The 22,422-nt window shown below is 70.2% G+C and carries 20 protein-coding genes; 8 read left to right on the forward strand and 12 right to left on the reverse strand.

What is annotated here, in order from left to right; translation table 11 throughout:
* Positions 1-193 precede the first annotated feature (193 nt).
* Positions 194-1,111: an alpha/beta fold hydrolase gene (locus tag OG782_RS31760; protein WP_406456867.1), complete on the reverse strand. Its 918-nt coding sequence runs from the start codon at positions 1,109-1,111 to the stop codon at positions 194-196.
* Positions 1,112-1,197: 86 nt separating this feature from the next.
* Here OG782_RS31760 and OG782_RS31765 point away from each other — a divergent pair, with 86 nt between their 5' ends.
* The gene (locus OG782_RS31765; RefSeq protein ID WP_406456869.1) at positions 1,198-1,815 is read left to right on the forward strand and encodes a CGNR zinc finger domain-containing protein; all 618 of its coding nucleotides are present in this window, start codon (positions 1,198-1,200) and stop codon (positions 1,813-1,815) included.
* 161 nt (positions 1,816-1,976) lie between these two features.
* On the opposite strand, the gene OG782_RS31770 is transcribed toward OG782_RS31765, so the two are convergent.
* Both OG782_RS31770 and OG782_RS31775 read right to left on the reverse strand, forming a co-directional pair.
* Complete coding sequence (locus OG782_RS31770) at positions 1,977-2,726, reverse strand: class I SAM-dependent DNA methyltransferase (RefSeq protein WP_406456871.1); 750 nt, start codon at positions 2,724-2,726, stop codon at positions 1,977-1,979.
* 21 nt (positions 2,727-2,747) lie between these two features.
* Positions 2,748-3,239, reverse strand: a complete 492-nt coding sequence (locus OG782_RS31775; RefSeq protein WP_406456873.1) for an NUDIX domain-containing protein — start codon at positions 3,237-3,239, stop codon at positions 2,748-2,750.
* Between the two features lie 139 nt (positions 3,240-3,378).
* On the opposite strand from OG782_RS31775, the gene OG782_RS31780 reads away from it, so the two are divergent.
* The gene (locus OG782_RS31780; protein WP_406459379.1) at positions 3,379-4,494 is read left to right on the forward strand and encodes a glycerate kinase; all 1,116 of its coding nucleotides are present in this window, start codon (positions 3,379-3,381) and stop codon (positions 4,492-4,494) included.
* Positions 4,495-4,546: 52 nt separating this feature from the next.
* Here OG782_RS31780 and OG782_RS31785 read toward each other — a convergent pair whose 3' ends face one another.
* Positions 4,547-5,284, reverse strand: coding sequence for a PucR family transcriptional regulator (locus OG782_RS31785; RefSeq protein WP_406456875.1), 738 nt, complete (start codon positions 5,282-5,284; stop codon positions 4,547-4,549).
* A gap of 368 nt (positions 5,285-5,652) precedes the next feature.
* On the opposite strand from OG782_RS31785, the gene OG782_RS31790 reads away from it, so the two are divergent.
* The 5 genes from OG782_RS31790 to OG782_RS31810 are packed head-to-tail and all read left to right on the forward strand — an operon-like array spanning position 5,653 to position 10,501.
* Entirely contained in the window at positions 5,653-6,450 is a 798-nt protein-coding gene (locus tag OG782_RS31790) for an ABC transporter ATP-binding protein (protein ID WP_406456877.1), read from the forward strand.
* Entirely contained in the window at positions 6,447-7,250 is an 804-nt protein-coding gene (locus tag OG782_RS31795; protein WP_406456879.1) for an ABC transporter ATP-binding protein, read from the forward strand. The genes OG782_RS31790 and OG782_RS31795 overlap by 4 nt, the downstream gene beginning before the upstream one ends.
* Positions 7,247-8,137 (forward strand): branched-chain amino acid ABC transporter permease, encoded by an 891-nt coding sequence (locus OG782_RS31800; protein WP_406456881.1) that lies wholly within the window; start codon positions 7,247-7,249, stop codon positions 8,135-8,137. The genes OG782_RS31795 and OG782_RS31800 overlap by 4 nt, the downstream gene beginning before the upstream one ends.
* Complete coding sequence (locus tag OG782_RS31805; RefSeq protein WP_406456883.1) at positions 8,130-9,254, forward strand: branched-chain amino acid ABC transporter permease; 1,125 nt, start codon at positions 8,130-8,132, stop codon at positions 9,252-9,254. Before OG782_RS31800 ends, OG782_RS31805 begins: the two co-directional genes overlap by 8 nt.
* Positions 9,251-10,501, forward strand: a complete 1,251-nt coding sequence (locus tag OG782_RS31810) for an ABC transporter substrate-binding protein (protein ID WP_406456885.1) — start codon at positions 9,251-9,253, stop codon at positions 10,499-10,501. The genes OG782_RS31805 and OG782_RS31810 overlap by 4 nt, the downstream gene beginning before the upstream one ends.
* Before the next feature lie 72 nt (positions 10,502-10,573).
* On the opposite strand, the gene OG782_RS31815 is transcribed toward OG782_RS31810, so the two are convergent.
* Entirely contained in the window at positions 10,574-12,934 is a 2,361-nt protein-coding gene (locus OG782_RS31815) for a discoidin domain-containing protein (RefSeq protein ID WP_406456887.1), read from the reverse strand.
* A gap of 405 nt (positions 12,935-13,339) precedes the next feature.
* On the opposite strand from OG782_RS31815, the gene OG782_RS31820 reads away from it, so the two are divergent.
* The gene (locus tag OG782_RS31820; protein ID WP_406456889.1) at positions 13,340-14,395 is read left to right on the forward strand and encodes a PP2C family protein-serine/threonine phosphatase; all 1,056 of its coding nucleotides are present in this window, start codon (positions 13,340-13,342) and stop codon (positions 14,393-14,395) included.
* 98 nt (positions 14,396-14,493) lie between these two features.
* Here the strand turns inward: OG782_RS31820 and pssA are convergent, their stop codons facing one another.
* The 7 genes from pssA to ccrA all read right to left on the reverse strand — a co-directional run bounded on the left by pssA (position 14,494) and on the right by ccrA (position 22,221).
* Positions 14,494-15,312, reverse strand: coding sequence for a CDP-diacylglycerol--serine O-phosphatidyltransferase (pssA, locus tag OG782_RS31825; protein ID WP_406459380.1), 819 nt, complete (start codon positions 15,310-15,312; stop codon positions 14,494-14,496).
* 22 nt (positions 15,313-15,334) lie between these two features.
* Positions 15,335-15,982 (reverse strand): phosphatidylserine decarboxylase, encoded by a 648-nt coding sequence (locus tag OG782_RS31830; RefSeq protein ID WP_406456891.1) that lies wholly within the window; start codon positions 15,980-15,982, stop codon positions 15,335-15,337.
* A 181-nt stretch (positions 15,983-16,163) separates the two neighbouring features.
* Positions 16,164-17,369: an acyl-CoA dehydrogenase family protein gene (locus tag OG782_RS31835; RefSeq protein WP_406456893.1), complete on the reverse strand. Its 1,206-nt coding sequence runs from the start codon at positions 17,367-17,369 to the stop codon at positions 16,164-16,166.
* Positions 17,366-17,899 carry a MaoC family dehydratase gene (locus tag OG782_RS31840; RefSeq protein WP_406456895.1) on the reverse strand — a complete coding sequence of 178 codons (534 nt, stop codon included), beginning with the start codon at positions 17,897-17,899 and terminating at the stop codon, positions 17,366-17,368. The genes OG782_RS31835 and OG782_RS31840 overlap by 4 nt, the downstream gene beginning before the upstream one ends.
* A 2-nt stretch (positions 17,900-17,901) precedes the next feature.
* Positions 17,902-18,873: an HpcH/HpaI aldolase/citrate lyase family protein gene (locus OG782_RS31845; RefSeq protein WP_406456897.1), complete on the reverse strand. Its 972-nt coding sequence runs from the start codon at positions 18,871-18,873 to the stop codon at positions 17,902-17,904.
* Positions 18,870-20,882: a protein meaA gene (locus OG782_RS31850; RefSeq protein ID WP_406456899.1), complete on the reverse strand. Its 2,013-nt coding sequence runs from the start codon at positions 20,880-20,882 to the stop codon at positions 18,870-18,872. Before OG782_RS31850 ends, OG782_RS31845 begins: the two co-directional genes overlap by 4 nt.
* A gap of 1 nt (position 20,883) precedes the next feature.
* Positions 20,884-22,221, reverse strand: a complete 1,338-nt coding sequence (gene ccrA / locus OG782_RS31855) for a crotonyl-CoA carboxylase/reductase (RefSeq protein ID WP_406456902.1) — start codon at positions 22,219-22,221, stop codon at positions 20,884-20,886.
* Positions 22,222-22,422 lie beyond the last annotated feature (201 nt).

The following is a 22,422-nucleotide window of genomic DNA, read 5'->3' on the forward strand; positions in this document are numbered from 1 at the left end:
AGCGCCACTCGGGCTGTCTCGGAGGACCACTCGGCCCGGCATGACGGCACCGCCCACAGGGCGTGGGCGTGTCATACCTGACCGAAGGTCTCGCCCGCCCGCAATGATCCACGAGCCCGGCCACCGGGAACCCGGAGGTTCCAGTGTGTCGACGACCGGTTTGCAGGGCTACTCCCCTTCGCAGCCGTCAACATTACCGCACAGGGCCCTGTGCCGCCCACGTGCGGTCCAGGAAGTCCGCGAGCAGCGGCGCGATCTGCGGCAGGTGGTCCTCCAGGGCGAAGTGCCCGGTGTCGAAGAGGTGCAGCTCGGCGTCCGGGAGGTCGCGCAGATACGCGCGGGCGCCGGGCTCGGGAAAGAACATGTCGCCCGTTCCCCAGACGATGAGCGCCGGCGGGGTGTGCTTGCGCAGCCACTCCTGCCACTGCGGGTAGAGCGCCACATTGGAGTGGTAGTCGAAGGCCAGGTCCAGCTGCGGCTGGGTGCGGCCCGGCAGGTCGAGGAAGTGCTGGTCCAGGGTCCAGCCGTCCGGTGCGACCAGTTCCGGGTCGGCGGTGCCGCCCTCGTACTGGCCCCGGGTCGCCGGCAGCGTGAGCAGCGACCGCACGATCCCGGCCGCATCGGGGTTCTCCGGGCGGAGGGCGATGAAGTCGCGGGCCTGCTGCGACAGCCCCTCGGCATAGGCGTTGCCGTTCTGGACGACGAGACCGGCGATCCACTCCGGGTGGCGGGCGGCGATCCGGAAGCCGACGGGGGCGCCGAAGTCGAACACGTACATCACGAAACGGGACAGGCCCAGCCGCTGGACGAAGCCCTCGGTGATGTCGGCGAGCCGGTCGAAGGTGTACGTGAACGGGCCGCCGGCGGTCGAGGAGGCGGGGGCGTCGCTGTGCCCGAAGCCCGGGTAGTCCGGGGCGATGATCCGGTAGTGGGCGCCGAGGGCGTCCATCAGCCGGCGGAACTGGTGCGAGGCGGACGGGAAGCCGTGCAGCAGGAGAAGCACGGGGGCGTCGTCGCCCGGACCGGCGGGGAGCGACTCGCGGTAGAAGACACGCACGCCGTCGACCTCGATGTGCCGGTGACGGATCTGAGGAACAGCCTGAATCGCCATGTTCACATGCCTCCTTGATGGCCTGATGCATTAGTTCTACGCGAGCGCGACCTAATGCGTCAAGCGAGTGAGTTAGCATTAGCGTCATGAATGGTCTTGAGCCCCTGACCGGCGAGCCGCTCGCCCTGGACCTGCTCAACACGCTTCCGTACGCGGCGCAGGGCCCCCCGGTCGATCATCTGGCCGACGCGGCCGGGCTGCGGGCCTGGCTGGACCTGGAGGCGGAACGGCTGCCCGCGGACACGGCAGCCCGGGAGGTGAGCCCGGACGATGCGGCGGCGGTGCGCGCCGTCCGTACGCATGCGGCCCTGGCCGTTGCGGCGGCCCGCCGTGGCGAGCGCCCGCCGGCATCCGCCCTGCGCGGCCTCAACGAGGCGCAGCTCGCCGCCCCCGCCGTCCGGTACGCGCAGTGGCAGGGGGACGCCGTCGTGGCGACGGTCCGCCGCACCGGTCCGCTCGGGGTGCGGGTGGCGGCGGCGCTGGCCGAGGAGGTCGTCGGCCTGCTGGTGGATCCGGAGCTGGGAAAGGTCCGCGAGTGCGAGGCGGACGACTGCACGCTCCTGTTTCTGCCGGCCCACCCGCGCCGCCGCTGGTGTTCGGCCGCCCGCTGCGGCAACCGCGCCCGGGTGGCCCGTTACTACCGGCGGCACAAGGACGACGGGCCGCAGGGGCATCGGCCGGACGGACCCGGGCAGGACGCCTGAGGGCCGTCCCGTAATCCCAGACGGGCGCACGACGACAGCTACGGCGCCTCGCCGCGTTGTCGGAACGCCCGAATACGTCCAGTATGCGGACGTCCCTCCGCCTTGCGATGCACCGCATCTGACGCCGCGCGCTGATCCGCCGGGGATGGGACAGCCCTTGGTCAGTGCTCCCCGGCCTCGTTTCCGGCCCCCTCCCCGGTCTGCTCCCCGGTCTTCCGGCGGGTGTCCTGCCCGGCCTCCTGCCCCGGCTTCCGATCGGCCTTCCGCCCGGCCTTCCGCGCGAGCAGAAAGGCCTGGGGGGTGGCCTCCCACGGGTCCGCCGCCCGGATCAGCCGGGCCTGCACCTCGAATCCGGTCCGCACGAGCAGCCCGGCCACCCGCTCAGGGGAGAACCGGTACACGTCGAGGTCCACGGGATGTCCGTACGCGTGCTCCAGGCGGACCCGCTCGTCGCCCACCTTGAAGGCCAGCAGCAGATGGCCGCCCGGGGCCAGCACCCGGTGGAACTCGGCCGCGTACGGCTCCAGTTCCTCCGGCGGGGTGTGGACGAGCGAGTACCAGGCGAGTGCTCCCCGCAGCGATCCGTCCGCCAGATCCAGGGCGCTCATCGTCCCCTCGTCGAACCGCAGGTCCGGATGGCGCCGACGGGCCTCCGCCACCATGCCGGGCGACAGATCGATGCCGAACGCGGGCAGCCCGATGTCCCGCAGATAAGCCGTCACCCGGCCCGGTCCGCAGCCGAGATCGGCGACCGGACCGCCGCCGTCGGCCCTCACGCACTCGGCGAAGGCACCGAGCATCGCGCGGTCCAGCGGCTTGGCCGCGAGCTCGTCGGCGAGCAGGGACGCGTAGTCGACGGCGACGGTGTCGTACGAGGCCCGGGTGGTGTGGAGCGGCGATGTGGCAGTCATGCCCGGGACCGTACCGGTGCCTCAGGCGACGGGGCTGCCGTCCTCCAACTCGGCGGCGCCCGCCCCGGATTCCAGCACCCCCAGGGCCGCACCCACCCGCCGGCCGAGCCCGCCGGGCAGATAGGTCCCGAGCTCCGGGGGCGCGACGAGCTTCCACGACAGCAGCTCCTCCTCCTGGAGCCGGACCGCCTTCAACTGCTCCTCGTCGAGGACTCCGCCGTCGTACACGTAGGCCACGATCGGCGGCCGGGCACTGCCACGCGTCCAGTCGACCGCGAGCAGCCGGCCCGGCTCCAGATCGAGACCGATCTCCTCCGCCGACTCGCGCCGCGCCGCCTGCCGCGGGGTCTCGCCGTCCGACGACTCGATCGTGCCGCCGGGCAGCGTCCAGCCCTCCCGGTAGTTCGGCTCGACGATCAGCACCCGGCCCTGCGCGTCACGGAAGATACAGGCCGCGCCGGCCAGGACCTTGGGGAGTCCGGCGATGTATGTGGCGTAGTCATTGGTAGTCACAGGAGCAGCGTAGTTGCGGGGCGTCGCAGGTCCAGGGCACGGACACCCATGGGCAGGGAGGGGGTGCTGCGGATAGGGTCGGGGCGGCGCGACTGCCTGTTCGAAAGCAAAGGGATACAAGGTGACGGACGGAGCAGTGATGGAGACCGCACGCGTGCTCGTCGCGGCGGACAAGTTCAAGGGCTCGCTCACGGCCGTACAGGTCGCGGAGCGGGTGACGGCCGGGCTGCGGCGCGTCGCCCCCGAGGTGCAGGTCGAGACCCTGCCCGTGGCGGACGGCGGCGACGGCACGGTGGCGGCCGCGGTGGCCGCCGGATTCGAGCGCCGCGAGGCGCGGGTGACCGGGCCGCTGGGCGACCCCGTGACCGCGGCGTACGCGGTGCGCGACACCACGGCCGTGGTCGAGATGGCCGAGGCCTCCGGCCTCCAGCACCTGCCCGCCGGCGTGTTCGCCCCGCTCACGGCCACCACGTACGGCTCCGGCGAGCTGCTGCTCGCCGCACTCGAAGCGGGTGCGCGGACCATCGTGTTCGGCGTCGGCGGCAGTGCGACCACGGACGGCGGCGCGGGCATGCTGGCCGCGCTCGGCGCACGGTTCCTGGACGCCGACGGCAAGCCCGTCGGCCCAGGCGGCGGCGGACTCGCCGACCTCGCCACGGCCGACCTGTCGGGGCTCGACGCACGGCTCGGCGGGGTCGACCTGATCCTCGCGAGCGACGTCGACAACCCGCTGACCGGGCCCAAGGGCGCACCCGAGGTGTACGGACGCCAGAAGGGCGCGACCGAGGAGGACATCGCGGTGCTCGACGCGGCGCTCGCCCGCTACGCCTCGGTGCTGGGACCGGACCACGCGCAGCTGCCGGGCGCGGGTGCGGCGGGCGGGATCGGGTACGGGGCCCTGGTCGCTCTCGGTGCGCGGTTCCGGCCCGGGATCGAGGTGATGCTCGACGTGCTCGGGTTCGCGCCCGCGCTGGCCCGCGCGACGCTGGTCATCACCGGTGAGGGCTCCCTCGACGAACAGACCCTGCACGGCAAGGCGCCGGCCGGGGTCGCCGCGGCGGCCCGCGCCAAGGGCATCGAGGTCGTCGCGGTCTGCGGCCGCCTGGCGCTGGCACCGGAGGCGCTGGGGCGCGCGGGCATCCGCCGCGCCTACGCGCTCACGGAGCTGGAGCCGGATCCGGCGGTCTGCATGGCCGAGGCGGGACCGCTGCTCGAGCGGGCCGCGGAGTCCATCGCGCGGGACTTCCTGCGCTGAGGCGACGGGGGCGCGGGCCCTTCGGGGGCTCCGCCCCCGTTCCCCGCCCTCCTCAATCGCCGGAGGGGCTCGAAACACCCCGCGGCAGCAGCCGTACCGCGTCCAGCGCCAGCACCAGCTCCACCAGCTCGCGCGGACGCGACAGCGACCGTGACGTCAGCTCCTCCAGCCGCCGCAACCGGTTCAGCACCGTGTTGCGGTGGCAGCACAGCCGCAGCGCCGTCCGCCCCGGCGACCCCTCGCACTCCAGCCACGCGTCCAGCGTCGACACCAGCAGCGCCCGGTCCGCCGGGTCGCGGGCCAGCAGCGGGCCGAACACGTCCGTGGCCAGGTAGGCCGCGAGGGCCGGCTGGCCAGCCACCAGGGCCGCGGGGACCCGGCCGGCCAGGCAGACGACCTCCTCCCCGCCGGGCCCGCACGTCAGCAGCGCCGCATCGGCCAGCCGCCGGGCCGTGCCCAGGGCCGCCAGACGGTCCACCACCGGGCTGACACCTCCGGGGCCGAGCCCCCCGGCCGACAGGAGCGCGGCGACCGCCGCCGGATCGGCCTCGCCCAGCGCCACCACCGCGATCTCCCGCTCCGGCCGCGGCCGCCAGAGGAACCGCATCCCTTGCGCATCCGGTGTCCGAGACCCGGGACGCCCGTGCGGCGGCAGCACCGCCACCGCGTACCGGCCCCGCTCCGGCAGCCCCAGCACCGCGCCCGCCGACGTGACGAGATCCGGCCGCCCCCGCTCGTCCAGCAGCGCGTCGAGCAGCGCCCACTCCCGCTCGTCCCCGCGCTGCCGCATGCCCGCTCCGTTCTCCGCACACCCCTGGGGGCCGCTTCCGTGCCCCGGGCCACGGCCCGGTCCGCCGGACCGCCGTCGTGAGGATGGCACCGGTCGCGGCACGGAGCGACCGGGCACGTCCCGCCTCTGTGCACGTGCACAACCGGCGGGCTGCCGCACTGGTCACCCGCAGCGTTTCGGCCGGTGACCGTGGACGCACGGCGCGCCCGCTGCTGGTCTGTGGCCCCCACACCGCACAGGGCAGGCACAGGCGGGCACAGCAGGACACCGCCGGCCACGGCCGTACCTGGACCCCTGTGCACCACGAATCGGCGCGTCGATTCCACGACGACGCCGGTTTCCACGACAAGGCGGAAGGAGGAGGACGCATGGCAACGCTCGAGATCCGCGCACTGTCCGTGGGCTACGGCCCCGTACGGTCCCTGCGCGACGTCTCCCTCGAAGTGCCGGCCGGCGCGATCACCGCCGTACTCGGCGGCAACGGGGCCGGGAAGACCACGCTGCTGCGGGCCGTCTCGCGGACCCTCGGCTTCCACCGCGGGACGGGCACCGGCACCATCCGCTTCGACGGACGCCCCCTGGACGGGCTGCGCCCCGCACAGGTGGTGGCCGCCGGAGTGGTCCAGGTACCCGAAGGGCGACAGGTGTTCGCCCGGATGACGGTGGCCGACAACCTGCGGGCGGGCGCCCTCGGGGCCCGCGGCGGCCGCAAGGCGTCGGCCGCCGCCCTGGCCCGCGTACACGAACTGTTCCCCGTACTGGCCCAGCGCGCCCACCAGCGCGCCGGGCTGCTGTCGGGCGGCGAGCAGCAGATGCTGGCCATGGGGCGCGCCCTGATGGCCCGGCCCCGGCTGCTGCTGCTCGACGAACCCTCGCTCGGACTCGCCCCGCTGATGGCGCAGCGCATCGCCGAGACGGTGCAGGAGATCAACGCGTCGGGCACCTCCGTCCTGCTCGTCGAGCAGAACGCGGCGATCGCCCTGCGGCTCGCCTCCACGGCGTACGTGCTGGAGGTCGGCGAGGTCACCTTGGAGGGGCCGGCCGGTGAACTCGCCGCCTCCGACGAGGTGCGCCGCCGCTACCTGGGCGTCGTCGACGAGACGGCCGCCGCGGACGCGGACCGGGCCTCCGCATCCGTACGCACCCTGAGCAGGTGGTCCGCATGACGACCGTCCGGGAAGCCGCCCCGGTCATCACCGCCCCGGCCGCACTCGCCGTCCGTGACGTCACCGTCCGCTTCGCCGGGCTCACCGCACTCGACTCCGTCTCCTTCACCGTGGAGCCGGGCAGCGTGCACGCGGTCATCGGCCCCAACGGGGCGGGGAAGTCCACCTGTTTCAACGTGCTGTCCGGGGTCTACCGGGCAGCGTCCGGCACCGTCCACCTCGGCACGGCGGAGCTCACCGGACTGGCCCCGCACCGGATCGCCGCACTCGGTGTCGCCCGCACCTTCCAGAACCTCGCGCTGCCCCCGCACGCCACCGTCGCCGAGACCCTGCTGCTCGGCCGGCACCGGCTGACCCGCGCCGGCTTCCTCGCCAGCGGGCTGCGGCTGCCGTCCGCCGCCCGCGAGGCCCGCCGCCATCTGGACCGGGTCCGTGAGATCGCCGAATTCATCGGGCTGGAACAGGAGTTGGACCGGCCCGCCGCAGCGCTCCCGTACGGACAGCAGAAGCTCGTCGAACTCGGCCGCGCGCTCTGCATGGAGCCGCAGGTCCTCCTCCTGGACGAACCCGTCGCCGGCATGACCGCCGACGAACGGCGGCGCACCGCAGCGGTCGTGGCCGGGGTCCGCGACAGCCTCGGCATCTCGATCGTGCTCGTCGAACACGACATGGGCGTCGTGATGAAGCTCGCGGACGCCGTGACCGTACTCGACTTCGGACGCAGGATCTCCGGCGGCACCCCCTCCGAGGTCCAGAACGATCCGGCCGTCGTCCAGGCCTACTTGGGGGCACAGGAATGACCACCTTCATAGAACTCCTCCTCGGTGGCCTGTCCATCGGATCGGTCTACGCACTGATCGCGCTCGGCTTCGTCGTCATCTTCAAGGCGACCGAGGTCGTCAACTTCGCCCACGCCTCCCTGCTGCTCGCCGGCGGTTACGTCACCGCCGTGCTCCACGACGACATCGGCTTCTGGCCCGCGCTCGCCGTCGGCATCGCGGGCGCCGCCGTCGTCGGAGCGGCCATCGAGTTCCTGGTGATGCGCCGCTACCGGGGCAGCGACCACAGCGTCCTGGCCATCGTCACCATCGGCGTCGACATCCTCCTCACCACCGAACTCACCCGGCGCATGGGCACGGAGGTCCTCTCGCTCGGCGACCCCTGGGGCGACCGCGTCATCACCATCGGCGACGTCACCCTCGCCCAGACCCGCGTCGCGGCGTTCGTCGCCGCCGCCCTGCTCATCACCGTGTTCCTGCTCGCCTTCCGCTTCACCTCCTGGGGCGTTTCGATGCGGGCCGCCGCCGAGAACCCGCAGACCGCCGCCCTGATGGGGATCAAACTCGGCCGGGTCTCGCTCGCCGCCTGGGCGGTGGCCGGAGCGCTCGCCGCCGTCGCCGCGCTCTTCCTCACCGTCTTCCCCACACCCGGCCTGGAACGGGCCACCTCACTGGCCGCGCTCAAGGCCTTCCCCGCCGCCATCCTCGGCGGACTCGACTCGACGACCGGAGCCCTGGCCGGGGGACTCATCGTCGGCGTCACCGAATCGCTCGCCACCGGCTACCAGAGCGACCTCACCTTCCTGGGCCGCGGCATCGGCGACCTCGCCCCCTACCTGGTGATGGTGATCGTGCTGCTCCTGCGGCCCGCGGGACTCTTCGGTACGAAGGAGCTCGCCCGTGTCTGAGACCACGACCACCGAGACCGCCGCGGCGCCCCGGCCCACCACCCAGGGCGGCTCCGCGATCACCGCCCGGCTGCGCCGTCCCCGTACCCACCTCTGGGCCATCGGCTCGGTTCTCCTGCTCGCGTTCCCGTTCTACCTGGACCGCTTCTGGCTCCAGGCCGGACTCTTCGCGATGGCCGCCGCCATCGGGGCCATCGGCCTCAACCTCCTCACCGGCGCCACCGGCCAGCTCTCCATGGGGCACGCCTTCTTCCTCGCGGTGGGCGCGTACGGCTACTGCGTCCTGGCGGGGGAGAGCAGTACGGAGAACGGGCACGAGCTCTCCGGACTCGGCCTGCCCAGCTGGCTCGCCGCCGTCCTCGCCGTGCTGCTCGCCGGAGCTGCCGGCGGACTGTTCAGCCCCATCGCGAGCCGGCTGCGCGGCGCCTACCTCGGCATCGCCACCCTGGCGCTGATCTTCATCGGCCAGCATGTGCTGTTCAACGCGGGCTCGCTCACCGGCGGCTTCAACGGCCGCTCCGTGCCGCCCCTTTCGCTGTTCGGCATCGACTTCGACGACACCGAGGTCATGGTGGCCGCGGTGCCGTTCCAGTCCTCCGAGAAGCTCTGGTACGCGGCCCTGCTCGCGCTGCTCCTGAGCGGTCTGTTCGCCCGCGGGGTACTGCGCGGCCGGCCGGGCAGGGCGCTGAACGCCATCCGGGACCACCGGATCGCGGCCGGTGTGATGGGCGTGCCGGTGGCGCGCTACCGGGCGGGTGTCTTCGTCCTGTCCTCGATGTACGCCGGACTGGCGGGCGTCCTGCTCGCGCTGGTCTTCCAGCGGACCGTGCCCGAGTACTTCGGCATGGTCCTGTCCCTCGAATACCTCGCCATGATCGTCATCGGCGGGCTCGGCACCGTGGCGGGAGCGGTCGTCGGGGCCGCGTTCGTCTCGCTGCTGCCGCAGCTGCTCACCCACTACAGCGATTCCCTGCCCCTGGTCTCCGCCCCCGGTACGGGCGGTCTGGCACCGGGCGAGGCGTCGCGCTACCTGTACGGCGCCGCGGTGGTCGCGGCTGTTCTGTTCCTGCCCGGCGGCCTGACACGTCTGATGAAGAACTCAGGGGAGAAGAAATGAAACTGCGTGTGCTCGGGGCCGTGTGCGCGGCCCTCGCCCTCACCCTCGTGGGCTGCAGCGAGAAGGCCAAGTCCTCCGACGGGGGCGCCCAGGACAAGGGCGGTGTGAAGACCGGCGAGGGAGTCACCGACTCCACGATCTCGCTCGGCGCGCTCACCGACATGACCGGGGTCTACGCCTCGCTCGGCAAGAGCGTCACCCAGGCCCAGCAGCTCTGGGTCAAGCAGACCAATGCCGCCGGCGGCATCTGCAAGCGCAAGGTCGAACTGACCGTGCGCGACCACGGCTACGACCCGCAGAAGGCCATCGCCGGGTACACCGAGCTGGAGCCGAAGGTGCTGGGCTTCGTCCAGTTCATCGGGTCCCCGTTCGTCGCGGCGGTCGAGCAGCGGATCGACGGCCAGGACAAGGGACTCGTCCTGCCGCAGGCCTGGTCGGCGAATCTGCTCGGCAGCAAGTACGTGCGGGTCATCGGCGCCACGTACGACGTCGAGACGATCAACGCGATCGACTACCTGCTCGACGGGAAGCGCATCGCCAAGGGCGACAAGATCGGTCATGTGTACTTCGAGGGCGACTACGGCGAGAACGCCCTGGCCGGCTCCAAGTACGCGGCGAAGGAGGCCGGTCTGACCGTCGTCGAGCAGAAGATCAAGCCCACCGACAACGACATGACCGCTCAGGTCGCCGCGCTCAAGCAGGCGGGCGTCAAGGCCGTCGTCATCAGCGCGGGTCCGCGCCAGGCGGCCTCGCTGGTCGGCGTCGCCGCCGCCACCGGCTTCGACGTCCCGGTCGTCGGCAACAACTCGGCGTTCGCGCCCCAGCTGCTGAAGACCCAGGCAGGACCGGCCCTGACCAAGGACTACTACGTCGCCGCGTCCACCCTGCCGATCGGCGACCCGGGCGCCGGCCCGGCGAAGCTCGCCAAGGAGTACGGCGCCGAGTACCCGAAGGACGGCCTCGACAACGGCGTCGTCGCGGGCTACAACGCGGCGAGCCTGTTCGGCGAGGCGCTGAAGAAGGCGTGTGCCGCCAAGGACCTCACCCGTGAGGGCATCGACAAGGCCCTGCTGACCATCACGGACTTCGGCAGCGACTTCGGGATGGCGCACAACTTCTCCGACCCGGCGGCGCCCTCCACCCGGGAGAGCGTGATCATGAAGCCGGACGCCAAGACCCCTGGCGGGCTCAAGGTCGTCAGGCCCGCGCAGGCGGCGCCGGCGGCGAAGTCCTACACGCTGAAGTAGCCGGGCACCGGCACAGGGGCCGCGGGGCGGCACGCATCACGCGTGCCGCCCCGCGGTCGTATCCGTCCTCGGTCAGCTGGTGTAGGCCTCCAGTTCGGAGAGCTGGGCCGCCGGCCATCCGGTGTTGCCGGTGAACGTCAGCCGCAGATAGCGGGCCGGAGTACCGGGCAGGGTGACGGTCGCCTGGTTTCCGCTCGACGGATCGAAGGTGTAACCCGCCGACGCCTTAAGGGAGTTGAATGTGTTGTTGTCGGTGCTCCCCGAAACGCTCAGGGTCTGTGTACGGGTGGACCAGGCAGCCGCCGGCGGCAGCTTCAGGACCAGCCGCTTGACCGCCTTCGACCCACCGAGATCCACGGTGATGGTCTGCGGGAAGGCGTTGTTGGTGCTCTCCCAGTAGCTGTTCGCGTCACCGTCCACGGCCCTGGACGCGCTGTACACGTCCGCGTGACCGGATTCGGTGACCGTACGGCCCTTGGCGAGGTTGCCCGTCTCGGCGGGCGGATCCGTCGGGTCGGTCGGCGGGTCCGTGGGCGGGTCCGTCGGACCGCTGCCGCCGCCGGGCACCCCGCCGTTGGTCCACACCGGGTCCGGCCAGTTGCCGGTGCAGGCCGGCGGATCGGCGTACCAGCCGGAGTTGCCGCTGCCCCGGGTGATCTGGAAACCGCTGCCGACGCAGTTGTGGATCGGGTTGGACTGCGCGATGTGAGTGGCCACGACATTGTTGAAGGTGGCCGTGCCCGGTGACTGGATCTGGAGCGCGTAGGTGCCGGCGCCGTCGATCCTGATGTTGTCGAAGTGCAGCCCGTTGCTCGCACCCTCGATGAGGTGGATCGCGGCGTAGGAGCTGTCCAGGATCTCGCTGTCGGAGATGTTGACCGTGGCGTTGATCGGTTCGTTGAGCCCGCTGAACCAGATCGCCCCGACGCCGAACCGCCAGTTGTAGTCGTTGTTCCCGGTCCGGATCAGGGTGTTGCGCGCCGCCGTGATGACACCGGAGACGGCCGTGCCCTGCCCGGAGTTGACCCCCGGGTAGCGGTTGGCGATGTGCAGCCCGCCGCCGTTGGAGATGGTGTCCGACATGACGTTGTCGGAGATCGTGATGTCCTTGCCGCCGTACGTGACGATGTTGTTGGCCAGGATCGGCAGGATCACGGTGTTGAACGTGAACCTGTTCTTCACGTTCGGGACGTTCTCCGCCCACATCGCGAGCCCGTCGTCACCGGTGTTGCGGACGAAGGTGTTGGTGACCGTGGAGTTCGTCACGCCGTAGTGGAAGTTCACGCCGTCCGCGGTCTGGTCCAGGATGCGGCTGTTCCTGATGGTGAAGTTGTCCATCGGGCCGTCCATCCAGGCGCCGCACTTGGTGTGCTGCATCCAGACGTTGTCGACGGTCGAGTTCGACAGGGCGCCGCCGATGGCGTTGACCTGGTCGTTGTCCTCGCGCTCCCGGATGTCGCCGATGATGGCGAAGTCCTTGAGCGTGACGTTGCTGCTGCCGCCCTGCGCGGCGTACTTGCCGTACACGCCGACGGCCTTGCTCCGGTTGGAGGGGTCGCGCCCGGTCAGTACGGAGTACCACGGTCCGGCGCCGCGCAGCGTCACCTTGTCGACGACGATGTGGTCGCGGACCTGGAAGGTGCCCTGCGGGATGTACACCTCCTTGCCCTGCGCCTTGCCCGCGTCGACGGCCGCCTGGATCCTGGCGGTCGAGTCGGCGGTCCCGGTCGGGTCGGCACCGAAGTCGGCGACGACGTCGAGCGCGCCCGAGGGCTTGGCGACCGGTGCGGCCACCTGCTCGAAGTCCGCCAGGTCGATGGTGAACGACGGTGAGGAGGCGGTGGACGAGACCTGCAGCCGGACCTTCGTACCGGCCGCGAGGGTCGAGCCGAACATGGTCCGGGCCTCGTCGTAGAAGTGGTGGGGGTTGGTGTCGCCCGGGTTGTTGTTGAACGGGTACCCGCCGTAGTACCAGCCGTACTTCGAGGTGACCGGCACCGCCTTGGGGGAAGCGCCGTCGACCGTCACGTCGATCGAGGCGTCCCGGCCCGATCCCGCGGCGTTGTCCGGCAGCGAGTACCGGAAGGACATGGCGTTCGCGGGTGCGGTGAGCGTGAACTCCACGTACTCGCCGACCGCGTCCAGCGTCACGGCCTGCCGGCCCGATGCCTCGGAGGGCAGCGTGCCGTAGAGCCGGTCCGGGCCGATGAGCGTGCCGTTGGTGGCCGCGTACTCGGCTTCCTGTTCCTTGAACGGAACGGTCGCACCGCGACCGGGAACCGCCATGGGGGAGGGGGCGGGGACCCCCGCCGCGCCGGCGGACGGGGCACTGGAGAGGACCACGGCGGCAGCGGTGCCGAAGGCGGCGAGCGCCATGGAGAGGGAGGCGGACATGGACCGTCTGAGCAAGGGGCGTCTGGATGGTGGGGTCACGTAGAAGTAGTCCTTGCGGCTCGTGGGGGCTCTTCGGACGCCCCACAGGCTAGGAGCAGTACCGCAAGGAAGTCCACGCTGCTGCGCAATTTTCTGCTCTGACTGCTCAAATTAATGACTTGATCGTGTGAGAAATGAGTGGTGTGGGGTGGTTGATGAGGTCGGGCGGGCGGGATCGGCTGCGCACTCCCGGCCGGTGTCGGCCGGGCAGCTCGGGAGTGGGGTGCGGTGTCGCGCGAACCCCCGCGTATCGCTGTGCAAAAGTCTGGCACGTGCCCGGAAAAAAGGGGTGCCGTGCTCCCGGGGGCGCCGCGCGGCGGAGTGAGGTATTCCGTAACCATGGCCTTCCGGCAATGGGCACTGTCACTCCGGGACAGGACGCGGCAGAACGGAGCACTTGTCGCCTTGCCGTGTGCCCTGATCGCCGCCGTCACCGTGGGGGACATCGTGGCCCCGCCGGACGTCCATCTCGGTCCCTTTCTCGTGGCCGCGCCGGCGATCACCGCCTCGTTCGCGGGTCCGTGGCTCACCTCGGTCGTCGGCGTCGCCGCGGTAGTGGCCCAGGTCGCCGTGGCCGCGGCACGCACCACCGTCACCGATCTCAACCACATGTCCCAGATCATCGCGCTGTGCCTGATCTCCGCGATCGCCACACTCTTCGCCCACCGGCGCAAGCGCCACACGGCAGAGATGGTGCAGCTGCGGTCCGTGGCCGAGGCGGCTCAGCTCGGCGTGCTGCGGCCCCTGCCGGCGCGCAGCGGTCCACTGCGCCTGGCAACGGTCTACATGGCCGCGCAGGAGGGGGCCCAGCTCGGCGGTGACCTCTACGCGGCCGCCCGCACCGCCGACGGCACCCGCCTGATCATCGGGGATGTCCGGGGCAAGGGGCTCGACGCCATCAGCAGCGCCGCAGGTGTGCTGGGGGCCTTCCGTGCCCTGGCCCGCCAGGAGGAAGGCCTGCCCGCTCTGGTGGCCCGCCTGGAGACCAGCGTGGCGGCGCACCAGATCGACTCCCTCCAGGAGGAGGCCGACGAGAACATCGCGGAGGGCTTCGTCACGGCGGCCGTGCTCGACATCCCCGATGCCGCGCCGGTGCTCCGTCTCGTCAGCTGCGGGCACCCGCCGCCCCTGATCCTGCGCGGGGGACAGGTGTACTCGCTGGACGTCACGGAGCCGGTTCCTCCGCTGGGGATCGGGCAGCTGGCGGTTGGCCATGTGGCGCAGGACGAGTTCCGTTTCGACGCGGGGGACCTGCTGCTCCTGTACACGGACGGTGTCACCGAGGCCCGTGACGGGGCGGGTGCCTTCTATCCACTGGCCGACCGGGTCGCCGCGCTGAGCGGGGAGAACCCCGAGGCGCTGCTGAGGCATCTGCGCGCCGACCTGCTGCGCCACGCGGGCGGGCATCTCGGGGACGACGCGGCCCTGGTCGCCATCGAAAGGCTGCCCGCGACCGGGTGACCGGGAGAGTGCCGTACGGCCGGGTGAAACGGCCCGGCACGCACGAGGGCCCGGATGCCGGGGAGCATCCGGGCCCTCGTGTCCGTCGTACGGCCGGGCTACGGCAGCTGTGCCGCCCGTGCCTCGCGCCGGTTGTCGCGGAAGGTGTTCACCCGGCGGGCTGTCGCGAAGAGCGGGATGACCGCTCCCAGCACCACCTGGAGCGCGCAGCCGGTCTGGAGCAGCAGCTGACCGCCGGGGGCGTCGAACGCCCACGCGGCCAGCAGCCCCATCGCGGCCACGATCCAGCCGAGCATCGCCACCGCGAGGACACCTCGCGGCTTCGGGTACTCGACCCGGCTGACCATCAGCCACGCCACTCCGACGATCGCGAGCAGCGTCGGTACGAAGGGCAGCTCCAGGAGCACGATCGAGATGACCGTGAGCGCTCCGAAGGGGCTCGGCATGCCCTGGAACATGCCGTCCTTCAAGGTCACGCAGGAGAATCTCGCAAGCCTGAGCACCACCGCCAGCAGCACCACGATCGCCGCGAGCGCCGAGACCCGCTGGTGGGCGTCGTCCGCGACCATGCCGTACACGAGGACGAAGTACGCAGGCGCGAGCCCGAAGCTGACCAGGTCCGAGAGGTTGTCCAGCTCGGCGCCCATAGGCGAGGAACGCAGCTTGCGGGCCACGAGCCCGTCGAACAGGTCGAAGATGGCGGCCATGAGCATGAGGATCACGGCGGTGGCCGCGGAGTGCCGGGCCATTCCGCTCTCGTCGCTGCCCGTGAGGTGCGGGATGAGGATCCCCGTGGTGGTGAAGTACACCGCCATGAATCCGCACGTGGCGTTACCGAGCGTGAGGGTGTCCGCTATCGACAGCCGCATGGAGAGCGGCATGTCCTCGGCGTCGTCCTCCTCGTCGGCCTCGGGCACCCAGCCGGTCTGTGTGTCGGGATCAATCACGGTCAATTCGAGTCACCCCCGCGGTGGTGGCCTGGCCGACCTCGACCGCGACGTCCACACCTTCCGGAAGGTAGATGTCGACGCGCGACCCGAAGCGGATCAGACCGATGCGCTCGCCCTGCTCGACCTTCGTGCCCTGCGGGACGTACGGGACGATGCGGCGGGCGACAGCACCCGCGATCTGCACCATCTCGATGTCACCGAGCTCGGTGTCGAAGTGCCAGACAACGCGCTCGTTGTTCTCGCTCTCCTTGTTGAACGCCGGGACGAAGCCACCGGGGATGTGCTCGACCGATGTCACCGTGCCGGCCAGGGGCGCGCGGTTGACGTGGACGTTCAGCGGGCTCATGAAGATCGCGACGCGGGTGCGCCCGTCCTTCCACGGCATGATGCTCTGCACCACGCCGTCGGCCGGTGAGATGACGCGCCCCTGGGTGATCTCGCGCTCGGGGTCACGGAAGAACCACAGCATGCCCGCCGCGAGCGCGGTGGTGGGCACGGCGACCGCCGCCCAGCGCCCGGACCTGCGGGCCCGGGTCAGGCTGAGTGCGGCGGTGGCGACGGTCGGCAGGAGCCACGGCGAAGCTCCGCGTGCGAGGCGGACTCCGCCGCGTGGTGCAGAGGTATGGCTGTCGGGCATGGATGACCTTCGTAGCGGATGAGGCCGCGCTGGCAACGGGGGACGGCGGCTTTTCCGGCGATGTTATCGGTTGCGGGCCGCAACTGGGCAAGCCAGCAGCCGAGTCGGACGTCTGGAAGGCACCGGATGAGGATGACTGGGTGTGATCTTCTTCGCGGTTAAATCACCGCGAATGGGACAATCAACCCTGGAAACGGTACTCCTCGAGGAGTCGGCGCCCGATGATCATTTTCTGGATCTCGGCGGTACCTTCACCGATCAGCAGCATCGGGGCCTCACGGTAGAGGCGCTCGATCTCGTACTCCTTGGAGAAGCCGTAACCGCCGTGGATACGGAAGGCGTCCTCGACGACTTCCTTGCAGTACTCGGAGGCGAGGTACTTCGCCATCCCTGCCTCCAGGTCGTTTCGTTCCCCGGAGTCCTTTTTGCGCGCTGCATTTACCATCATCGCATGGGCGGCCTCGACCTTGGTGGCCATTTCGGCCAGCTTGAACTGGATCGCCTGGTGCTCGGCGATCGGCTTTCCGAAGGTGTGGCGCTGCTGTGCGTAGGAAACGCCCAGTTCGAATGCACGCTGTGCGACACCGCAGCCACGCGCTGCGACATTTACCCGGCCGACCTCCACGCCGTCCATCATTTGGTAAAACCCTCGGCCGGTGGTGCCGCCCAGGACACGATTGGCCGGAATTCGTAGTCCGTCCATGATGAGCTCGGTGGTGTCGACACCCTTGTAGCCCATCTTGTCGATCTTCCCGGGGATCGTGAGGCCGGGCCGGACCTCGCCGAAACCGGGCTCCTTCTCCACCAGGAAGGTCGTCATCGACTTGTGCGGGGGCGTCCCCTCGGGGTGGCCTTCGTCACTCCGGCACAGGACGGCGACGAGCGAGGACGTGCCGCCGTTCGTCAGCCACATCTTCTGGCCGTTCAGGACGTACTCGTCGCCGTCCCTGACGCCCTTGGAGCTGATCGCCGCGACATCGGACCCCAGGGCCGGCTCGGACATCGAGAACGCGCCCCGGACCTCGCCCAGCGCCATCCGCGGCAGGAAGGTGTCCTTCTGCTCCTGCGTGCCGTGCTGCTTGAGCATGTACGCCACGATGAAATGCGTGTTGATGATCCCCGACACGCTCATCCAGCCGCGGGCGATTTCCTCCACACACAGCGCGTAGGTGAGAAGCGACTCGCCCAGACCCCCGTACTCCTCGGGAATCATCAGGCCGAACAGGCCGAGTTCCTTGAGCCCCTCGACGATCTCGGCCGGATACTCGTCGCGGTGCTCCAGCTGGGTCGCGACTGGAATGATCTCCTTGTCGACGAAATCCCGGACCGTGGAGAGGATTTCCTGCTGGACGTCATTGAGACCGGCCGTCTGGGCGAGTCGCGTCATGGCTGCTTCTCCACGTTCTTCTGCGAAGACTGCTTCGGCTCCGGGCGGCCGGGCTGCTCGCCGCCGCGCTCCTTGATGTACGTCTCGGTGGGGACCATCACCTTGCGGCGGAACACACAGACGAGCGTGCCGTCCTGCTTGTGCCCCCTGGTTTCCACGTAGACGATTCCGCGGTCGCTCCTGGACTTTGACGGAGTCTTGCCGAGAACCGTCGTCTCGCCGTAGATCGTGTCGCCGTGGAAGGTCGGCGCGACATGCTTCAGCGACTCGACCTCCAGGTTGGCGATCGCCTTTCCGGAGACGTCCGGGACCGACATGCCGAGCAGCAGGGAGTAGATGTAGTTGCCGACGACAACGTTCTTTCCGAAGTCGGTCGTACTCTCCGCATAGTTGCTGTCCATGTGCAGCGGGTGATGATTCATGGTCAGCAGACAGAAGAGGTGGTCGTCGTATTCGGTGACCGTCTTTCCGGGCCAGTGCTTGTAGACCGCACCGACCTCGAATTCCTCGTATGTGCGTCCGAACTGCATGATCAGGCCTCCGGAGCTTCGAACTTGGAGGTGCGCTCCATGCCGGCCGCGCGGCCCTTGCCGGCGATGACCAGGGCCATCTTGCGGCTGGCCTCGTCGATCATCTCGTCACCGAGCATCGCGGAGCCCTTCTTGCCGCCCTCCTCGGAGGTGCACCAGTCGTAGGCGTCGAGGATCAGCTCGGCGTGGTCGTAGTCCTCCTGCGAGGGCGAGAACACCTCGTTGGCCGCGTCGACCTGACCGGGGTGCAGCACCCACTTGCCGTCGAAACCGAGCGCCGCGGCACGGCCGGCGACCTCGCGGTAGGCGTCCACGTCGCGGATCTGGAGGAACGGGCCGTCGATCGCCTGGAGGTCGTGCGTACGGGCCGCCATCAGGATGCGCATCAGGATGTAGTGGTACGCGTCCGCGCCGTAGCCGGGCGGCTGCTGGCCGACGACCAGGGTCTTCATGTTGATCGACGCCATGAAGTCGGCCGGGCCGAAGATCAGCGTCTCCAGCCGGGGCGAGGCGCCGGCGATGTCGTCGATGTTGACGAGGCCCTTGGCGTTCTCGATCTGCGCCTCGATGCCGATCTTGCCGACCTCGAAGCCCATCGTCTTCTCGATCTGGGTGAGCAGCAGGTCCAGTGCGACGACCTGCTGGGCGTCCTGGACCTTCGGCAGCATGATGCAGTCGAGGTTCGGGCCCGCGCCCTCGACGACCGTGATGACGTCGCGGTACGTCCAGTGCGTCGTCCAGTCGTTGACCCGCACGACCCGGGTCTTGCCCGTCCAGTCACCGTTGTTCAGCGCGTCGACGATGTGGTGACGGGCGCCCTCCTTGGCGAGCGGCGCGCAGGCGTCCTCCAGGTCCAGGAAGACCTGGTCCGCGGGGAGGCCCTGGGCCTTCTCCAGGAAGCGGGGGTTCGAGCCCGGGACTGCCAGGCAGGAGCGACGGGGGCGCAGCCGGTTCACGGGCGTGGGCGTGGTCATGCGGGGACCTCCAGAGGGTCGAGCTTGTTCGCTTTCCGGATCTCGTCGACGATACGGCCGATGATCTCCGTGATACCGAAGTCCTTAGGGGTGAATACGGCGGCGACACCGGCCTCGATCAGGGCCTCGGCGTCGGCGGGAGGAATGATCCCGCCCGCGATCACCGGGATGTCACCGGCGCCGGCCCGGCGCAGCCGGGTCAGTACGTCCGGCACCAGCTCGGCGTGCGAGCCGGACAGGATCGACAGACCGACGCAGTGCACGTCCTCGGCGACGGCTGCCGACACGATCTGTTCGGGCGTGAGGCGGATGCCCTGGTACACGACCTCGAAACCGGCGTCACGGGCGCGCACGGCGATCTGCTCGGCGCCGTTGGAGTGCCCGTCCAGGCCGGGCTTGCCGACCAGCAGCCGCAGCCGGCCGGCGCCCAGGTCCTCGGCGGTCCTGGCGACCTTCTCGCGTACGAGCGCCAGCGGGGTGCCCGCCTCCGCCGTCACCGCGACCGGGGCCGACGACACACCGGTCGGTGCGCGGAACTCGCCGAAGACATCGCGCAGCGCCCAGGACCACTCGCCGGTGGTGACGCCCGCGCGGGCGCACTCGACGGTCGCCGCCATCATGTTCTCGGTGCCCGCGGCGGCCTTCTTCAGGGCCGCGAGCGCCTCGGTCGCGCGGGCCTCGTCGCGGTTGTCGCGCCACTCGTGGAGGGCGGCGACGACCTTGGCCTCGTTCGCCGGGTCGACCGTCATGATCGCGCCGTCGAGGTCGGCGGTGAGCGGGCTGGGCTCGGTCGTCCCGTAGATGTTGACGCCGACGATCTTCTCCTCGCCGGCCTCGATCCGGGCCCGCCGGGCGGCGTGCGAGGAGACCAGCTCGGACTTCAGATAGCCGGACTCGACGGCCGCCATGGCGCCGCCCATCTGCTCGATCCGGTCCATCTCGGCGAGCGAGTCGGCGACCAGCTCCTCCACCTTGGCCTCGATGACGTGGGAGCCGGCGAAGATGTCCTCGTACTCCAGCAGATCGCTCTCATGGGCGAGCACCTGCTGGATACGGAGCGACCACTGCTGGTCCCAGGGGCGCGGCAGCCCCAGCGCCTCGTTCCAGGCCGGCAGCTGCACGGCGCGGGCGCGGGCGTCCTTGGAGAGGGTGACGGCCAGCATCTCCAGCACGATGCGCTGGACGTTGTTCTCCGGCTGCGCCTCGGTCAGCCCGAGCGAGTTGACCTGTACGCCGTAGCGGAACCGGCGCTGCTTGGCGTCGGTGATGCCGTAGCGCTCCCGGGTGACCCGGTCCCAGATGCGTCCGAAGGCGCGCATCTTGCACATCTCCTCGATGAAGCGGACTCCCGCGTTCACGAAGAAGGAGATCCGCGCGACCACGTCGCCGAACTTCTCCTCGGGCACCTGCCCCGAGTCGCGCACCGCGTCGAGCACGGCGATCGCCGTGGACATGGCGTACGCGATCTCCTGGACCGGGGTGGCCCCCGCCTCCTGGAGGTGGTAGCTGCAGATGTTGATCGGGTTCCACTTCGGGATGCGGTTGACCGTGTACGTGATCATGTCGGTGGTCAGCCGCAGCGAGGGGCCGGGCGGGAACACGTGCGTCCCGCGCGAGAGGTACTCCTTGACGATGTCGTTCTGCGTCGTGCCCTGGAGCTTGTCCGCGTCCGCGCCCTGCTCCTCGGCGACCACCTGGTAGAGCGCAAGCAGCCACATCGCGGTGGCGTTGATCGTCATCGAGGTGTTCATCTGCTCCAGGGGGATGTCCTGGAACAGCCGGCGCATGTCGCCGATGTGCGAGACGGGCACGCCGACCCGGCCGACCTCGCCGCGGGCGAGGATGTGGTCGGGGTCGTAGCCGGTCTGGGTCGGCAGGTCGAAGGCGACGGACAGACCTGTCTGGCCCTTGGCGAGGTTGCGCCGGTACAGCTCGTTGGACGCCTCGGCGGTCGAATGCCCGGCGTACGTCCGCATGAGCCAGGGGCGGTCCTTGTGACGGCCGGTCATGTCAGACGTCCCGGAATCGGTTGATGGCGTCGATGTGCTGCTCGCGCAGTTCCTCGTTGCGCACGCCCAGGCCCTCGCGCGGGGCCAGCGCCAGGACGCCGACCTTGCCCTGGTGGAGGTTGCGGTGCACGTCGTGCGCGGCCTGGCCGGTCTCCTCCAGGGAGTAGACCTTCGACAGCGTCGGGTGGATCTTGCCCTTGGCGACCAGCCGGTTGGCCTCCCACGCCTCGCGGTAGTTGGCGAAGTGCGAGCCCACGATCTTCTTCAGCGACATCCACAGGTAGCGGTTGTCGTACTCGTGGTTGTAGCCCGAGGTCGAGGCGCAGGTGACGATCGTGCCGCCCTTGCGGGTCACGTACACGCTCGCGCCGAAGGTCTCACGGCCCGGGTGCTCGAAGACGATGTCCACGTCCTCGCCGCCGGTCAGTTCACGGATGCGCTTGCCGAACCGCTTCCACTCGCGCGGGTCCTGGTTGTGCTCGTCCTTCCAGAACTTGTAGCCCTCGGCGTTGCGGTCGATGATCGCCTCGGCGCCCATCTTCCGGCAGATCTCCGCCTTCTGGTCGCTGGAGACGACACAGATCGGGTTGGCGCCGCCGGCCAGGGCGAACTGCGTGGCGTAGGAACCGAGTCCGCCGCTCGCGCCCCAGATCAGGACGTTGTCGCCCTGCTTCATGCCGGCGCCGTTGCGGGAGACGAGCTGGCGGTACGCGGTGGAGTTGACCAGCCCGGGTGCCGCGGCCTCCTCCCAGCTGAGGTGGTCCGGCTTGGGCATCAGCTGGTTGGACTTGACGAGTGCGATCTCCGCGAGCCCGCCGAAGTTGGTCTCGAAGCCCCAGATGCGCTGCTCGGGGTCGAGCATCGTGTCGTTGTGGCCGTCCGAGGACTCCAGTTCGACCGAGAGGCAGTGCGCGACGACCTCGTCGCCGGGGTGCCAGGCGTTGACGCCGGGGCCGGTGCGCAGGACGACGCCCGCCAGGTCGGAGCCGATGACGTGGTACGGCAGGTCGTGGCGCTTGCTGAGGTCGCTGAGCTTTCCGTAGCGCTCCAGGAAGCCGAAGGTCGAGACGGGCTCGAAGATCGACGTCCACACGGAGTTGTAGTTGACGGAGCTGGCCATGACCGCCACCAGGGCCTCGCCCGGCCCGAGCTCGGGCACCGGCACGTCCTCGACGTGGAGGGACTTGCGGGGGTCCTTGTCGCGGCTGGCGACGCCGGCGAACATCTCGGCCTCGTCCTTGTGCACGGTCACCGCGCGGTACGACTCGGGAATGGACAGGGCCGCGAAGTCTGCGGCCGTACTGTCCTGCGACTGGATCGCGTCCAGGATTTCCTTCACGGTGTGCCTCCGGCGGTGCGGGCGTTTGAGGGAACGCTCAAGGGGTCCCTGAGAACAGGGGTGACGGGATGTGGAGGTGTGCCGTCGGTTCGGCGGTGGTGCTTCGGCTGCTTGCTCTGTGGAGCAGAAGGGGTTGCCTGTGACGCAGGCGTCCGGGCGCGCAGGCACCTGGCTTGCGGGGACAGCCGGCGTACGTGAGGT

The sequence above is a fragment of the Streptomyces sp. NBC_00876 genome, assembly GCF_045207435.1.
Classification (GTDB): Bacteria; Actinomycetota; Actinomycetes; order Streptomycetales; family Streptomycetaceae; genus Streptomyces.

Bases quoted from the DNA above. Each gene is read 5' to 3' on its own strand.
- OG782_RS31760 (WP_406456867.1), bottom strand. From the start codon at position 1,111: ATGGCGATTCAGGCTGTTCCTCAGATCCGTCACCGGCACATCGAGGTC.
- OG782_RS31765 (WP_406456869.1), top strand. From the start codon at position 1,198: ATGAATGGTCTTGAGCCCCTGACCGGCGAGCCGCTCGCCCTGGACCTG.
- OG782_RS31770 (WP_406456871.1), bottom strand. From the start codon at position 2,726: ATGACTGCCACATCGCCGCTCCACACCACCCGGGCCTCGTACGACACC.
- OG782_RS31780 (WP_406459379.1), top strand. From the start codon at position 3,379: ATGGAGACCGCACGCGTGCTCGTCGCGGCGGACAAGTTCAAGGGCTCG.
- OG782_RS31785 (WP_406456875.1), bottom strand. From the start codon at position 5,284: ATGCGGCAGCGCGGGGACGAGCGGGAGTGGGCGCTGCTCGACGCGCTG.
- OG782_RS31790 (WP_406456877.1), top strand. From the start codon at position 5,653: ATGGCAACGCTCGAGATCCGCGCACTGTCCGTGGGCTACGGCCCCGTA.
- OG782_RS31795 (WP_406456879.1), top strand. From the start codon at position 6,447: ATGACGACCGTCCGGGAAGCCGCCCCGGTCATCACCGCCCCGGCCGCA.
- OG782_RS31800 (WP_406456881.1), top strand. From the start codon at position 7,247: ATGACCACCTTCATAGAACTCCTCCTCGGTGGCCTGTCCATCGGATCG.
- OG782_RS31810 (WP_406456885.1), top strand. From the start codon at position 9,251: ATGAAACTGCGTGTGCTCGGGGCCGTGTGCGCGGCCCTCGCCCTCACC.
- OG782_RS31830 (WP_406456891.1), bottom strand. From the start codon at position 15,982: ATGCCCGACAGCCATACCTCTGCACCACGCGGCGGAGTCCGCCTCGCA.
- OG782_RS31835 (WP_406456893.1), bottom strand. From the start codon at position 17,369: ATGACGCGACTCGCCCAGACGGCCGGTCTCAATGACGTCCAGCAGGAA.
- OG782_RS31840 (WP_406456895.1), bottom strand. From the start codon at position 17,899: ATGCAGTTCGGACGCACATACGAGGAATTCGAGGTCGGTGCGGTCTAC.
- OG782_RS31845 (WP_406456897.1), bottom strand. From the start codon at position 18,873: ATGACCACGCCCACGCCCGTGAACCGGCTGCGCCCCCGTCGCTCCTGC.
- OG782_RS31850 (WP_406456899.1), bottom strand. From the start codon at position 20,882: ATGACCGGCCGTCACAAGGACCGCCCCTGGCTCATGCGGACGTACGCC.